This window comes from Phycisphaerales bacterium, from assembly GCA_035627955.1.
Lineage (GTDB): Bacteria > Planctomycetota > Phycisphaerae > Phycisphaerales > UBA1924 > JAEYTB01.
In genome coordinates, this window is record DASPKU010000019.1 from 174,337 (window position 1) to 188,259 (window position 13,923).

At 69.3% G+C, this 13,923-nt stretch carries 10 protein-coding genes; 4 read left to right on the forward strand and 6 right to left on the reverse strand.

Annotation, left to right across the window (positions count from 1 at the left end):
* Positions 1-12: 12 nt before the first annotated feature.
* Both VD997_15500 and VD997_15505 read left to right on the forward strand, forming a co-directional pair.
* Positions 13-618 carry a GNAT family protein gene (locus VD997_15500; GenBank protein HYE63397.1) on the forward strand — a complete coding sequence of 202 codons (606 nt, stop codon included), beginning with the start codon at positions 13-15 and terminating at the stop codon, positions 616-618.
* A gap of 9 nt (positions 619-627) precedes the next feature.
* On the forward strand, positions 628-1,599 hold the full coding sequence (locus tag VD997_15505) for a hypothetical protein (protein HYE63398.1): 972 nt from the start codon (positions 628-630) through the stop codon (positions 1,597-1,599).
* On the opposite strand, the gene VD997_15510 is transcribed toward VD997_15505, so the two are convergent.
* The 5 genes from VD997_15510 to VD997_15530 all read right to left on the reverse strand — a co-directional run bounded on the left by VD997_15510 (position 1,600) and on the right by VD997_15530 (position 10,941).
* Entirely contained in the window at positions 1,600-2,814 is a 1,215-nt protein-coding gene (locus VD997_15510) for an amidohydrolase (protein HYE63399.1), read from the reverse strand. It lies immediately after the preceding gene.
* 91 nt (positions 2,815-2,905) lie between these two features.
* Positions 2,906-4,171 (reverse strand): HD domain-containing phosphohydrolase, encoded by a 1,266-nt coding sequence (locus VD997_15515; GenBank protein HYE63400.1) that lies wholly within the window; start codon positions 4,169-4,171, stop codon positions 2,906-2,908.
* 129 nt (positions 4,172-4,300) lie between these two features.
* Positions 4,301-5,260 carry a hypothetical protein gene (locus tag VD997_15520; protein ID HYE63401.1) on the reverse strand — a complete coding sequence of 320 codons (960 nt, stop codon included), beginning with the start codon at positions 5,258-5,260 and terminating at the stop codon, positions 4,301-4,303.
* A gap of 6 nt (positions 5,261-5,266) precedes the next feature.
* On the reverse strand, positions 5,267-6,457 hold the full coding sequence (locus tag VD997_15525; GenBank protein HYE63402.1) for an LOG family protein: 1,191 nt from the start codon (positions 6,455-6,457) through the stop codon (positions 5,267-5,269).
* 137 nt (positions 6,458-6,594) lie between these two features.
* The gene (locus VD997_15530) at positions 6,595-10,941 is read right to left on the reverse strand and encodes a hypothetical protein (protein HYE63403.1); all 4,347 of its coding nucleotides are present in this window, start codon (positions 10,939-10,941) and stop codon (positions 6,595-6,597) included.
* A gap of 123 nt (positions 10,942-11,064) precedes the next feature.
* Between VD997_15530 and radA the strand changes: the two genes are divergently transcribed.
* Positions 11,065-12,564 (forward strand): DNA repair protein RadA, encoded by a 1,500-nt coding sequence (gene radA / locus VD997_15535; protein HYE63404.1) that lies wholly within the window; start codon positions 11,065-11,067, stop codon positions 12,562-12,564.
* Between the two features lie 103 nt (positions 12,565-12,667).
* Here the strand turns inward: radA and VD997_15540 are convergent, their stop codons facing one another.
* Positions 12,668-13,129, reverse strand: coding sequence for a thioesterase family protein (locus tag VD997_15540; protein ID HYE63405.1), 462 nt, complete (start codon positions 13,127-13,129; stop codon positions 12,668-12,670).
* 126 nt (positions 13,130-13,255) lie between these two features.
* Here VD997_15540 and VD997_15545 point away from each other — a divergent pair, with 126 nt between their 5' ends.
* Positions 13,256-13,864, forward strand: coding sequence for a sigma-70 family RNA polymerase sigma factor (locus VD997_15545; GenBank protein ID HYE63406.1), 609 nt, complete (start codon positions 13,256-13,258; stop codon positions 13,862-13,864).
* Positions 13,865-13,923: the final 59 nt, after the last annotated feature.

Here is a 13,923-nt window from a genome sequence, read left to right on the forward strand (position 1 = left end):
TACGATTCGTGCATGGACCTCACCGCCCGCGTGCTGGAAGACGACAAGATTCGGCTGGAGCCGCTGACGCGGGAGCACCTGGCGGAATGGTGCCGCGTGGGGCTGGATGCGGATATCTGGAAGTGGTACACGATCGCCCCGATCACCACGCCCGAGATGATGCGCGATTACATCGAGCTGCTGCTGAACCAGCAGGCGGAGGGGACGACCATCCCGTTCGTCACGCGCGACAAGGTGAGCGGGCGGGTGGTGGGCGGCACGCGGTACCTGAACATCGAGCCCGAGCGCCGCAAGGTTGAGATCGGCAGCACCTGGATCGGGCGTGAGTGGCGGCGGACGCACGTCAACTCGCATGCCAAGCTGCTGATGCTCCGGTACGCCTTCGGGACGCTCGGGTGCGTGCGCGTGGAGCTGCGGACCGATGCGCTCAACGCGCCCTCACGCGCGGCCATCGGAAGGCTGGGGGCCACATTCGAGGGCATCCTCCGCAAGCACGCGGAGACGGCGTCCGGCCGCTGGCGTGACACGGCCGTATTCAGCATCCTCGACAGCGAGTGGCCGGCCGTTCGGGCGGGGCTGGAGGCCAGGATCGCCGGGCACGCCGCGGCGAACGCTTAGAATGCCCCCATGCCCGAGCTGAACAAGGACCGCGCGATCGTCCGTATCCTGCACGAGGTGGCGGGGGAGCAGGGCGTCCGCGTGGACAGCATCGGCGAGGGGTGGATCCTGCGGCTGACGCGCGGCTCGATGACGCGGTTCCTGCACGGCTACGCCCTTGACCTCAACACCGCGGCCACTCACGCGATCGCCAACGACAAGGCGGCGACATCGGATGTGCTCACCGCCGCCGGCATCGCGAATGTCGAGCACCGGCTCTTCCTGCACCCCAAGATGGCCCAGTTCGTCGTGCACCTGGGCAACTGGGAACCGATGCTGCGGTACGCCCGAGAGCACGCTTTCGACGTGGTGGTGAAGGACAACCAGGGCACGGGCGGGCGCGGCGTGTACCGGGCACGGAGCGAGGTGCAACTCGAGCAGGCGGTGTACCGGCTGTTCGAGCAGACCAACGCGGTGGCGATCTCGCCGTACTTCGAGGCCCCGGTGGAGCACCGGTTCATCATGCTGGGCGGGAAGTGCGAGGCCGCGTACACCAAGCTGCGGCCCACGGTGGTGGGCGACGGCAGGCGCACGGTGCTGGAGATCCTCGCGTCGCAGGTGTCGGCGCAGGGGAGCGCCGGGCCCGTGTCGCGCCTGATCGCCAGCATGGACGAGGAAGCCGTGGCAGGTCTGGGAGAGGTGCTGCCCGCGGGGACGACGCGCCTGCTGAACTGGCGGCACAACCTGGGGCAGGGGGCGACGGTGCGGATGCTGGACTGCGCGTCGCGCGAGGCGGAGGCGGGGCTGCGGTTGGCCACGGGCGCGGCGTCAGCGATGAACCTCGCCTACGGGAGCGTGGATGTGATCGAGACCGCCGCGGGGCCGCGCGTCATGGAAGTGAACAGCGGGCTGATGATGGAGTTCCTGGCGCGGAGCATCGATGGCGGGTACGAGTTGGCGCGCCGGGTGTACCGGCGGGCGTTTGAGATGATGTTTGCCTGACTACGCCTTGGTCGCCAGCGCCACCATCATCTCGATCCCAGGCGCCAGGGCCTCGTCGTTGAAGTCAAAGTCCGGCTGGTGCAGCGTGGGGCAGCTCGTTGCGCCCTTGGGCCGCAGGCCCAGCAGGAAGAAGCACGCCTTCGCGTGATCGCCGTAGTACGAGAAGTCCTCGCCGCCCATGGTGGGCTGGTCGACGGTCTCGACGCGGTCCTCGCCCAGCGTCGCGCGGGCGATTTCGAAGAAGCGCTCAGTCGTGGCCCCGTCGTTGGCGGTGATGGGGTAGCCCTGATGCCACTGGATTTCGGCGGCGCAGCCCATGGCCTTCGCGGTGTTTTCCACGATCTCGTAGAACCGCTTCTTACCCAGCACGCGCATGTCCCTGCTCAGGGTGCGCATCGTGCCGATGAAGCGGACCGACTCGGGGATGATGTTGTCCGCGGTGCCGGCGTTGATCGCGCCGATGGAAACCACGACGCTGTCGAGTGGTCCCACGTTGCGCGACACGATGGTCTGGAGCGCAGTGATGATCTGCGCCGACGCGACGATCGGGTCGTGCCCGTAGTGGGGGTACGCGCCGTGCGACTGCGTGCCCTTGACCGTGACGACGAAGTCATCGGTCGCCGCCAGCAGCGGCCCGGGGCGGCTGGCCACGTGCCCGAGCTGGAACGAGGGCCAGCCGTGCAGGCCGAAGATGGTCTCCACGGGTGAGCCGAGACCGCCGTGGGCTTCGCCCGCGAGGGCGCCCTCGTTGCAGAGCACCTCGGCGCCGCCGCCGCCCTCTTCCGCGGGCTGGAAGATGAACGTCACCGGACGCGGCCGCTCGAGCCTGGCGAGCACGCGAGCGGCGCCGATGAGGATGGTGGTGTGCCCGTCATGCCCGCACGCGTGCATGACGCCCTTGGTGCACGACGCGTACGGCTTGCCGGTGCGCTCCTCGATCGGCAGCGCATCCATGTCGGCCCGCAGGCCGACTGCGCCGCGGCTGGTGGGCTGCGTCGCGGGCAGGTAGCCGATGACACCGGTGCCCCTGGCGAGCCCCGCCTTGAACTCGATGCCAAGCGCCGCGAGCTCGCGCTGCACCACCTGGCTCGTCCGCCTCTCCTGGTAGGAGAGTTCGGGGTGCTTGTGCAGGTCGCGCCGCAGCTCGATGAGTGAGGGGAGCTCCGCGCTCAGGATGGACTTCACGGATGGGGCCATGGTTTGGGCAGTCGGCATGCCCGGGAAGGGTAGCAGACTACCGGTGTGCGCCGTTTCCCCGGGATCGGTCCGCGCAGCACGATCACGAAGCGTGATCGTGGCACAAGCGTCAGGCTTTCACCAGAGCAGGTGGCTTGATGGCGCCGTTAGAAAGGGCCTTGCCCACGCGCGTGAGGTCAAACTCCCCCTCAAACGCGGGGTAGAAGTTGTCGCTGCTCACATCATGCCCGTCGATCTCGGCGACGCATAGCGCGGTCTGCTTGCGCAGGTCCACGCGGGCGCGGGTGCCGTCGTTCCGCACAGGCGAGTCGATGATCTCGACGACGGGGCGGCAGGGGTCCAGCGGCGACCAGTCCACCACCGCGCCGTTGCGACCGTCGCTCAGCTTCACCAGCGAGCCCGGGGGGTATGGCGGGGCGACCGCGAAAAGCGCGAGCCGCACTACAGGGTCCAGCCAGTTCGAGTAGGGCGGCTCCCGCAGCAACTTGAGGGCGCGTACCGCGGGGATGGGCGGTGTGCGCTCATCGCTCGAACCCGGCGCGTGCGCGGGGTATCGCAGGCGGTCGTAGAGGTCCGCGGCCGCGGCGATGCGGGCGAAGATGTGGATCTGCGATCCCTTGGGCGCGACCAGCCCCGTGCCGTCGCGCTTGGCGGGGAAGCCGGTGCCGTCGAAGTGCTGGTGGTGGTGGAGCACCACGGCCGCGGCAGCGGGGTCCAGGTCGCCCTTCACCATCTCAAAGCCGAGCTTGACGTGCTCGCGCCAGGCCTCGTCGTCCTCGCTGTGGGTGCGGTTGTAGCGTTCGAGAACGTCAGGCCCCAGGCGGGTGAGGCCGATGTCGGCGACCATGGCGCCAACGCCCAGGCCGGAGATCTCGCGGGCGAGCGAGGGCGTGAGCTTGGGCCGCTCCCGCACCAGGTAAAACTCGAGCTTCAGGCCCATGAGCAGGGATAGCACGCTGACGTTGCCGGCGTGCCGCACGAAGGGGCGGTCGCCGCCGACGAGCTCGGAGATCATCACCGCCGCCTGCGGATTCTCCATCAGGCGCGACAGCACCGACATCACCGCCCGCTTGTAATCGACAAAGTCCAGCTGAACGGTGCTCTGCACCATCGCGGTGTCGAGCGCGAGGCCCACGGTCGTGGTCAGCTCGCGGTAGCTGGCGAGGATGCGCGGGTCCACGAACCTGACAAGCTCCTCGGTGCCAGGGTGCCGTATCCAGACCTCGGGCACGAAGAGCTCGCCCAGGCGCGGGATGGCGTGGCTGTCCAGCGTGACGCCCGCGCGGAGCAGGATCACGTCGTGGTGGCGGGGGTGGTGCACCGGCAGGGCGAGCACCATCCCGGGCCGGGCTTGAGCGATGCTGACACGCAGCATGCCAGATTCATCGACGCGCGACGGACCGCACTGCGCCGCTCGTCGCGCGATTGCGGTTATAGGAACCGCGTAACCCGTAGGGGTGCGCCGCCAGAGCGCCGGACTTGCCCAGCTTGCCGCGGAAGAGGCTCAGCGGGCCAGGAGGTTGAACGTCGCGGGTGGCATGGGCTGCACAACCAGCACGACGCGGGTGTTGCGGCGTCCGCCCGTGGCAACGTCGGTCATCATCACCTCGCCCAGGCTGGGCGTCGTGGGCAGCGGCGGGCCCAGGGAGCTGAACGTCCCCTCGGCACTCGCGGGCTCCTCCTCGGGTGTCGATGCCTTCCACTCGGTCTCGGGCTTTTCGGGGACGATGAGCAGCACGTCGTCCGTGGACATCGAGGATTCGAGCAGCAGGCGAGGGAAGAGCACGCCCTCGTCGTGCAGGGCGGGCTTGGGCTTGAGCAGCGCGGCGATGTCGCCCCGGTCCGATGGCGGCACGTGCTGAGGCATCAGCTCGATCTGCACCGCGCCGGGGATGGAGCCGCTCGTGAGGCCAGGGGCCGCAGGAACAGAGCTGAGCGCCGGGCCGACCCAGCATCGCAGCAGCAGCCGCAGCGAGCCCGAGCTGAGCGTGACGCCGCCATCATCGGTGCTGACCGGCTGCACGCCCTGCCACTGCGGGCCCTGCATCGCCTCGATCCAGCGCGGGGCCTCGCCGACCCACTGCTGGCGGATGGGGCCGCTGATCCGGAGGCGCTCGCGCACCTGATCGATGTCAGCCCGCGGGATGCACACGAGGCGCAGGCCGCACGCCTTCCACCGCTCGCGGCTCTCCCGCGAGACTGGAACGGCGCGGTTGAGGTAAGGGGCAAGCACATCAGCGATCGGGCGGGTATCGGCACCCACAGTACGAGCGACCTCGCCGGTGGCGAGCCGATCGTCAAAAGGGTTGTCGTCGACCACCCACCACGCGAGCTCGACGCCAACGCCGGGGCCGCGCACGCCGGGGCTGGGGGGCGGGGCTGGTGCGGGCGCGGGCCTGGACGCACAGCCGCCGACCATGAGGGTCGTGAACAGGAGTGCGGGGATGGCCAGGCGGGCGGTCATCGGGTCTCAGACGATCGGGCCACCGGTGGGCGGGCCAACCAGCACGGTTGGAGGCGGCACATCAGCGGTCGGCGCAGGCTCCATGTCGTTGATCCGGTCGATCAGCCGGCGGATGAGCCCGAACTTGTGCTTGGTGTGCTTGAACACCAGGCGCGGCAGGGCGTGGTGCTCGTCCTCACCCTCGAGCGGGCCCAGCACCTGTGACATGCTGCCGCCTTCCTTGATCAGTACGCGGAACTCGTCGCGCAGTTTCTCCACATCCTCGCCACGCAGCGGCTTGTGCATGCGGATGACGAGATCGTCCCGAACGTACCGCGACGAGTGGTAGTTGCGGTAGAACCGCACGATGTGCTTGACGGCGTCGGCGGGGTCCTTTGCGATGTAGTAGATCGCCGGATCCTCGGGGCTGATCCAGCCGCGGGCCAGGAGCTGCTCCTTGACCCACTTCTCCCACGACAGCCAGTAGTCGTTGCCCGCGCCCTCGACCATCACGATGGGCATGGGGGTGGACTTGCCCGTCTGCACCAGCGTGAGGGCCTCGTAGGCCTCATCCAGCGTGCCGAAGCCGCCCGGGAAGAGGGCGACCGCTTCCGCCTGGCTGAGGAACATCAGCTTGCGGGTGAAGAAGTAGCGGAACTGGATCAACTTTTCATCACCCGCGATGACCTGGTTGGCCGTGGTCTCGAAGGGCAGGCGGATCGCGACGCCGAAGCTGCTCTTGCGGCCCGGCCCCACGTGCCCGGCCTGCATGATGCCCAGCCCCGCGCCCGTGATGCTCATCCAGCCGGCCTCGGACATCAGGCGGCTAAACTCCACGCACGCGTGATAATCGGGGTGGTCCTCGGGGGTGCGGGCGGAGCCGAAGATCGTGACCTTGTGCGGGTCCTTGTACTTGCCGAAGATCCGGTAGGCGTACCGCATCTCCTTGACCGAGTTGGTCAGGAGCTTGAGCTCGCCGGTGTCGCGCCCGTCGGGAATCAGCTTGAGGCCGGTCTGGAGCAGTTCGCGCACCAGGCGGGCCGCGAAGGAGCCGGGCACGCCCCCGGTCTGCTCGATGAGGGCGTCCAGCTGCGCGGCGATATCGGGGTCATCGGCACGCCGGGCCTTGGGGCTGACGGGTCCACCGGCCCGCTCCGCCGCGGCGTCGGCCAGCGGCTCACGGGGCTCGGCAATCTCTCCACGTTGATCAATGGGCATTCGTTCTCACCTGTCCGCAGCCTGAGCGTCCCCAAAGCGGGGCGCGGGGGGAAGTGTACACCACGGCGGACGGAAACCGACCCCGACAGGCCCCGCACCGGGCCAATCACCGGCCCGAGCCAGACTGATGGCCCGCTTCACCGCCCCCGCGGGCGCACGCCCTCGCGCCCGTTCTGCCGCTGGCGGCGCGGGTCGCTGGCCGCGCGGGCCTCGATCTGTTCGAGGCGGCGGTCCTGGGCGGTGGGGGGGCCGCCGAAGATCCGCTCCAGGAAGCGGCGGGGGCCGGGGAGGGGCCGCACCCGGATCTGCGGGTCGCCCAGCGTGCCCCGGACCTCGGCCAGCAGCAGTTCGTCCCGCACGCCCTCAATCAGGCCGGTGAAGATCGGGATGCGGGCGCGGTTCTTGGTCTTGAAGCGGAGGTTGAGCCCCATGTCGGGGAACGTCGCGCTCCCGTAGCCGAACACGCTCACTGACGATGACGACATCGCCAGCTCGGTGAACACCGCCTGGTCCCCCTGGAGGTAGAAGTCGGCCACGGCGTAGTCCAGCCGCTCATTGATGGGCAGCTGGAGGTTCATCACGCGGATGAGCGGGATCAGCAGGGGCAGGTTGACGATCCGGCCGCCGCCGACGGTGAGCGTGCCCCGCCCGCGGCGCGAGAGCGGCTCGCCGACAATCCCTCCGAGGCTCAGGCCGGCATCGAGGCGCCCACGCGACTCGTCGGGCATCTCACGCAGTCTGGGCGGGCCGACGCCGGCGCCGATCTCAAAGTCGGCGATGAGCGATGCGAGCCGCACGTCCGAAGCCTGGATCTGCGCCTCGAACCGCCGTTTGCCGCTGCGCGGGAACGGCGGCTGGAGCCGTGCGGAACCGGCGACGCGACCGCCGTGGCAATCAGCGGAGATGAGCGGGATGACCACCGCGCCGTCCTCGCCGCTGGTAACGCGGATGCGCCCGTTGCTCATGCTGATGCCCGACGCGTCGAAGTAGTCCAGCAGCGCCCACAGCTGGAAGTCGGTCGGAGCCTCGGGCGAAGCCTGCGAGACGGTGTACTCCACACCGCCCTCGACGTGGTTGACCTCGACGCCAATGTTGAGCTTGGCGTTGCGCACGTTCACGCGACCCTTGGCCCGGTACGCGGTGAGGTCGCCCGCCTGGTTGAACACGAGCGAGATGTCGTTGTCCTGCACCGCCACGCCCCCCGCGGCATCGAAGGCGAGCGCCGCCATCTGATCGCGCACCGCAACGGGCAGCAGGGCGACGAAGTCGTGGGGCACGCCGTTGGTCCCCGCGTTGAGCGTGAACTGGAGCGAGGTGCCGCCGTCGGGGTTGGTGATCCAGTTGCCGTCGGCCGTGGCGGACCACTGCGGCGCGGTGATGCCCAGCCCCAGGGCCCGCCCCTGCCCCATTCCAAATTCGAGCGAGCCGGTGACGGCCGGGAAGGTGAGGACCGTGCCGTCGTACACAAGGCTCAGGCTGCGTGGCCAAAGCTTCGCGTTGACGTCCCACCCGCCCTGCGGCGTGCCTCCGGCGGTGACCTCCGCGTCGAAGCGGCCCTTGGGGCGTGCCTCTGAGAAGAAGCCGACGACCCCTCCGGGCGCGTGCTGGGCCAGGAGACCGAGGGTGAGGGCCGAGTCGAACTGCGCGCCCGTGATGGACGCGGACAGCGGCGAACCGCTCACGGGCTTGCCATCCAGTCCGATGCTGCCGTTGGCGCGGAAGTCAGCGGGCTGTTCGTCGTTGAACCGGAGTACGCCCGCGAGCCCCTGCACGTTGACAATGCCGCGCTCGGCCCCCGGGCTGGTGATCGTCACGCCGCCGACGCTGCCCTCGAGCTCCAGCCGCCCCGCTGCGTAATCAACCTGGAAGCGGTGCGGCTTGTCGGCCATGACGACGGTCTGAACGCGCTCGCTGCCGAGATGCTGCGAGACCGTCGTGCGGATGTCCAGCTCGCCGCTGGGGCGGTAGGTCTGCCGCAGCTCTCGCACCGCCTTCGCAGGCTCGGGCGCGAAGACCTCGATGAGGTCCTCCACCGGGAGCGAGACATCCAGCGGGTCGGCGGTGACTGTCGCAGAGAGGCCGCCCACCGGCGCGGGCTTGCTGGAGTCGGTACGGATGGGCATGCTGAGCCGCACCTGTGCGCGGGAGGGCTCGACGTTCGGCTGTGGGGGCCGCGCGTGGCCGACGTCGGTCGTGAGATTCAGCGCGAGCGAGTCCTGCGTGATGGTGAGGTCGCCCGTCGCGGTCGCGAGGTTCAGGCGTGGCGGGCTGGTGTCGCCCTCAGCCCGGACCGCCGGCGCCGCCGTGAGCCCCTTCAGAGTCGCCTTCACCTCAAAGCCGGGCTCCTGCGCGGGCGTCATCCCGATGGTGACCTTCACATCGCCGGAGCCGCGGGCATTGAGGGCCCGCAGCATCTGCTGCACGGAGAGGCCGCCCTCCTCGGGCACCGCGTCAGGGATCGCGTGGATCAGCAGGTCGTCCAGCGGAACATCCGTGGCCGTGATGGCGATGTCGGGGATGAAGGGCAGGTCGGGGTCTTCGATGCGATCGAAGTCCACGCGGGCGGTGACGCGCCCCGCCCCGCCGTTGAGCCCGCGGATCGATCCGCCCTCGACGGTGGCGCCCACGTCCTTCTTGATGATGGTGAGGTCGCGGGCGATGATGGGGTAGGGGAACTGGTCGGCGACGATGCCGGCTTCCGCGAGCTTGATCGTCTCGACGTCGAACCACTCCGAGTCCGGCCCCGCGGCCCGCGTGACCTTCACGTTCACGTTGGCCCGTCCCCCGAGATCGAACACCGGGCGCCTCAGGACCGTTCGCAACGCCTGCACGCGGGCAGTCTCCCCTTCACCTGAAGCCAGGGCCTTGTCCAGCTCCGCCTGCGCCTGCTGGTGCTGGTCGCGGCTGGCCACCAGCCCCGCCTCGATCAGCTCGCGGTAACGCTCCCCATTGAACAGCTCGTCGATGATGCGCCGCCGCTTGCCCAGGGCGCGGTACAGCCGATGGTCCACCGGGATGTTGGTAGCATCCACGTTGATATCAACGAAAGCGTCGTCAGTGGGCGGCGCGATCACGCCAGAGGCCGTCATGCCAACCCCGCCGGGCGCTTCGCCAGTGATCCGCAGCAGGCTCACCTTGGTGTCGTCGAAGGCAATCTCCCCCTTCATGTTCACGAACTCGTAGGGGAAGCGGTCGAACGCGGCCGTCATGTCGCGAAACGTGAGGTTCCCCGCGACCGAGATTGAGCCCTGCTGGCCGTTCACCGGCTCGCCACGGGTGACGATCACGCGGGCGTCCATGATGCCGGTGGGGTTGTTGAACTGGGCGAACCGCTTGCGGACCACGCGCGGGGCAAACCGCATGATCTGCGGGTTCTTGGTCAGCTCAAAGCCGCGCGTCACCAGCGTGCACGTGAAGGGCGAGTCGGCCTTGGTGCCCTGCACGCGGAACTCGACCTCGTAGGGGAACTCCTCGAGCAGGCCGGTGAGCGTGCCCTGCACGCCCTTGTTGGTGAAGGTGATCCGGCCGTCGACCTTCTCCATCCGCATGAGCCGTCCGGGCTGCGTCGACTCGGGGATGATCCGCCCATCCGGTGTGTACTCCGGTCGCTCCTCCACGGGTAGGTTGAGGGCCACCTGCCGCAGCTGGATGTTGGCCTCCCACCCGCCGCCGTACTCGTAGGTGATGGTGGCGGTCGGCACCTCACCCTGCATGGCCGTCTGGCGGAAGAGCTCGCGGCTGGACTGCGGGGCGTTCTCGGGCGCGAAGGTGTTGAGCGAGAGGTTCTCCATCGTCAGCTGCACGCCCTGGCGGGACATGCGGCCGGTGACGGTGAGCCCGCCGGGCACGGGGTTGGGCCCCTCGATCTCGCGGAAGCTGATGATGGATGAGCCGTCCTGGGCCGGGCTCTGCTGCACCTCGCCGCCCACGTCGATGCGCTTGAGCATCGTGTAGCCGTTGCCCTGCGCCTGGGCGTTGGCGGTGTGTTCACCCAGCTCGATGACGCCGCCACGGACGATGACCCGCGGCACGTTCTTGAGCCCCTTGCCCTTGCCCTTAGGCGGGTTGATGCTGCCGATGTTCACCGAGCCGTCGTCGATTGACTGGCTGATGCGGGCCGTGGGCTGATCGAGTTCGATCTCGTAAACAATCGGGTTGCCGGTGAACAGGCTCTTCCAGTTGAAGGTGGCCTCGAGGTGCTTCACGCTGAAGGCCTCGCCGCCCTGGCCCGGGACGCCCGGGGCCCGCAGCGAAGCCCCCTCGACGATCAGCCGCCCGCTCGGGGTCACCTTGACCGACCGGGCCGAGGCTTCGGCCCCCGACAAGCGGCTGGCGATCCCGGTGATCACCACTCGGGTCAAAAACGACTGGGTCACCAGGTAGTACCCGCCCACCAGCACGAGCGCGAGGATGAGGAGAGCGCGGACCCAGCGGCGGGCCTTGCTCTTCTTCTTCGGTGCCGGTGCGGGCGGGGTCTGTGCCATTGCGTCCTGCGGGCCTGGTCCCCAGGTCTGAACTCTAGGGTGGGACTCCCAAGTTCCGGGCATACGGCGGCTGTGAACAATCCTCCCCCCAGCGCAGTTCTTGCTTTCCTTTATGATCGCCCTATGGCGAAGGCTCGGCGTGTGTTCGTGTGTCGGTCGTGCGGCGGGGCGCAGGCGCGGTGGATGGGCAAGTGCCCAGACTGTGGCGCGTGGGACTCGCTGGAAGAGCAGACCATCGACCCCGCGATGTCCAAAGACACGCAGAAGGGCTTGGTGGCCGCTTGGGGCGAGCTGAGCGAAGGGGCCGCGGGCGGGGGAGGCGCGGGGGGCGTGATCACCGGCACGGCCGTGGCCCGCCCCATCTCCGAGGTGACCTCCGATGACGCCCCCGCCGCCCGCCTGCCCTCGGGCATCAACGAGTTCGACCGCGTGCTGGGGGGGGAGGGCGTGAAAGGCCTGGTGCCGGGCTCCGCGGTGCTGATCGGCGGCGAGCCGGGCATCGGCAAGAGCACGCTGCTGCTCCAGGCCGCGGGGGCATGGGCGAGGACAGCCAGGGTCCTCTACGTCAGCAGCGAGGAGTCGGCGGCGCAGGTTGCCATGCGGATGCGGCGGCTCAGCGACGCCGGGACTGAGGCCGCTCTGGGCCGAAGTCCCGGGTCAACCCGCGGCAAGCAGACGGATACGCCATCGAGCGCCAACCTCTTCGTCCTCAGCGACACCAACCTCGCCCGCATCGTCGAGCAGACGCGCAAGGTCGCGCCCGCGGTGCTGATCATCGACTCCATCCAGATGATCTATAACCCCACGCTCCCCGCCGGCCCCGGCAGCGTGACGCAGCTGCGCCGCTGCTGCTCGGAGCTGGTGTACCTCGCCAAGCTCAGCGGCATCGCCGTGGTGCTCGTCGGGCACGTCACCAAGGATGGCCAGCTCGCGGGGCCACGGTTGCTCGAGCACCTGGTTGACGCCGTGCTCTCCTTTGACGGCGACCGCCACCACAGCCACCGCATCGTGCGGGCGGTCAAGAACCGCTTCGGCGCCACCTTGGAGCTGGGCCTCTTCGAGATGACCGGCAGCGGCCTGCGCGAGGTGCCCGAGGGCGGGCACGTGTCCGCCATGGCCAACGCCGAGCCCCGCCCGGGCTCCGCGGTGTGCCCCGTGATTACCGGCACCCGCTGCCTCATGGTCGAGGTGCAGGCCCTCACCGCGACCGGCTTCCTGGGCGCCGCCAAGCGCAAGTCCTCGGGCCTGGACGGCAACCGCCTCGCGATGCTCATCGCCGTGCTCGAGCAGCACGCGGGCCTCCGGCTGGCGGACCGCGACGTGTTCGCCAGCAGCGTGGGCGGCGTCAAGGTTGTGGAACCCGCGAGCGACCTGGCCGTGCTGCTGGCGATCGCCGGCGCCCACTACCGCCGTTCGCTCCCCGGCGCCACCGCGGCGGTTGGGGAGGTGGGCCTGGGCGGGGAGATCCGGGCAGTCACCCAGCTCGAGCAGCGCATCCGCGAAGCGGCGCGCCTCGGGTACAAGCAGCTACTGGTCCCCGCGGGGGTGAAAGTGCCAAAGGTCGCCGGAATCGAGCTGGTGGCGGTGAAGAACGTCGACGATGCCATTCAACAGCTCGCGTGAAACCTGTGACGTTCGTAACGAGCCCGGAATGCAGTGACGGGTCCCGCCGAAGCCGCGTCTGGTCCACTCACTTCGTTCGGGGCTCGTCCCGAACGGCCGCTGATCACCCGGTCACCAGCCACTCCGGCAGCACCCGCACCCTGCCTTCACCGTCCACGCACGCCAGTGTCGTGCTCGCTGCGCCCGCCAGCTCCTCGCAGGCCTGCCCGCCGCGCTCGACCACGACCACCTCGTATTCGTGCTCGACCTTCACCTTGCTCCCACCCTTCCAGTACGTGCGGACCTCCACAAGGTCGTCGTAGCGAACAGGGCGGCGGTAGCGGACGTCGAGCCTGACCACGACCAGGAACGTGCCGGCCTTCTCAAGGTCCGCGTACGACACGCCGCAGTCGCGGAGCAGCTCGGTCCGCCCGATCTCCAGCCACGCCACGTACGACGAGTGGTGGGCGACGCCCATCGGGTCGCACTCGCAGTACCGGACCCGCAGCCGGTGGGCGGCGTCGCGGAGAATGCGCGTGGGCGTCAGGGCGTTGTCGTTCGGGCGGGTGTCTGGCGCGTTCCTCATGGCGGCATTCTTGCGGGCGTGGCCGGGCCTTGCTGCCCCCGCAAGCCTGCCTCTCGCGAGACATCCACCTCCAAGTCAGAGACTCCAGCGCCCTTCCGCTCCGATATCCCCTAAACTCCGGGCACCGTGGACCCCCTCCTCTCCCGCGCTCTCGAGGGCGATCAGAAGGCTCTCGCCGACGTCCTCACCCGAGACGGCGTGTTCGCACGGCGCGCCCTCCACGACGCCATCCCCGCCAAGTACCAGTCCCTTCTCTCCCTGGACGACGTCATGCAGCAGGCCTACGCCGAGGCCGTGGTCGCCCTTCCGCGCTTCGAGGACCGCGGCCAGGGCTCCTTTGCCGCGTGGCTCACCCAACTCGCCCGCTGCACCCTCCTGGACGCCGTGCGCATGCTGGACGCGGACAAACGCGGCGGCGGGCGCGTCCGCGTCGAGGTACACTCGCGCGAGAACTCCTGCGCCAACCTGTTCGACATGCTCTCGCAGACCTTCGCCACCCCCAGCCGGCACGCGGCCCGGCACGAAGCTGTCAACGCCGTGCTTGCCGCCATCGATCAGCTCCCCGATGCCCAGCGTCAGGTCGTCGAGATGTACGACCTCCAGGGCAAGCCGGCGTCAGAGGTCGCCGCCGCGCTCAACCGCAGCGAAGGCGCCGTCTACCTCCTCCGCGTCCGCGCCCACCGGCGGCTGGCGGAGACCATGGGGGCACCCGCGAACTACCTCACCCGCCAGTAGCGCGGCAGAATGCCAGCGTGATGTCCTCATCTCGGCGCTCCCTCACCGCGGGCAAAAAC

Coding starts and splice junctions, on each gene's coding strand:
- VD997_15500 (HYE63397.1), top strand. CDS start 13: ATGGACCTCACCGCCCGCGTGCTGGAAGACGACAAGATTCGGCTGGAG.
- VD997_15505 (HYE63398.1), top strand. CDS start 628: ATGCCCGAGCTGAACAAGGACCGCGCGATCGTCCGTATCCTGCACGAG.
- VD997_15510 (HYE63399.1), bottom strand. CDS start 2,814: ATGCCGACTGCCCAAACCATGGCCCCATCCGTGAAGTCCATCCTGAGC.
- VD997_15515 (HYE63400.1), bottom strand. CDS start 4,171: ATGCTGCGTGTCAGCATCGCTCAAGCCCGGCCCGGGATGGTGCTCGCC.
- VD997_15520 (HYE63401.1), bottom strand. CDS start 5,260: ATGACCGCCCGCCTGGCCATCCCCGCACTCCTGTTCACGACCCTCATG.
- VD997_15525 (HYE63402.1), bottom strand. CDS start 6,457: ATGCCCATTGATCAACGTGGAGAGATTGCCGAGCCCCGTGAGCCGCTG.
- VD997_15530 (HYE63403.1), bottom strand. CDS start 10,941: ATGGCACAGACCCCGCCCGCACCGGCACCGAAGAAGAAGAGCAAGGCC.
- radA (HYE63404.1), top strand. CDS start 11,065: ATGGCGAAGGCTCGGCGTGTGTTCGTGTGTCGGTCGTGCGGCGGGGCG.
- VD997_15540 (HYE63405.1), bottom strand. CDS start 13,129: ATGAGGAACGCGCCAGACACCCGCCCGAACGACAACGCCCTGACGCCC.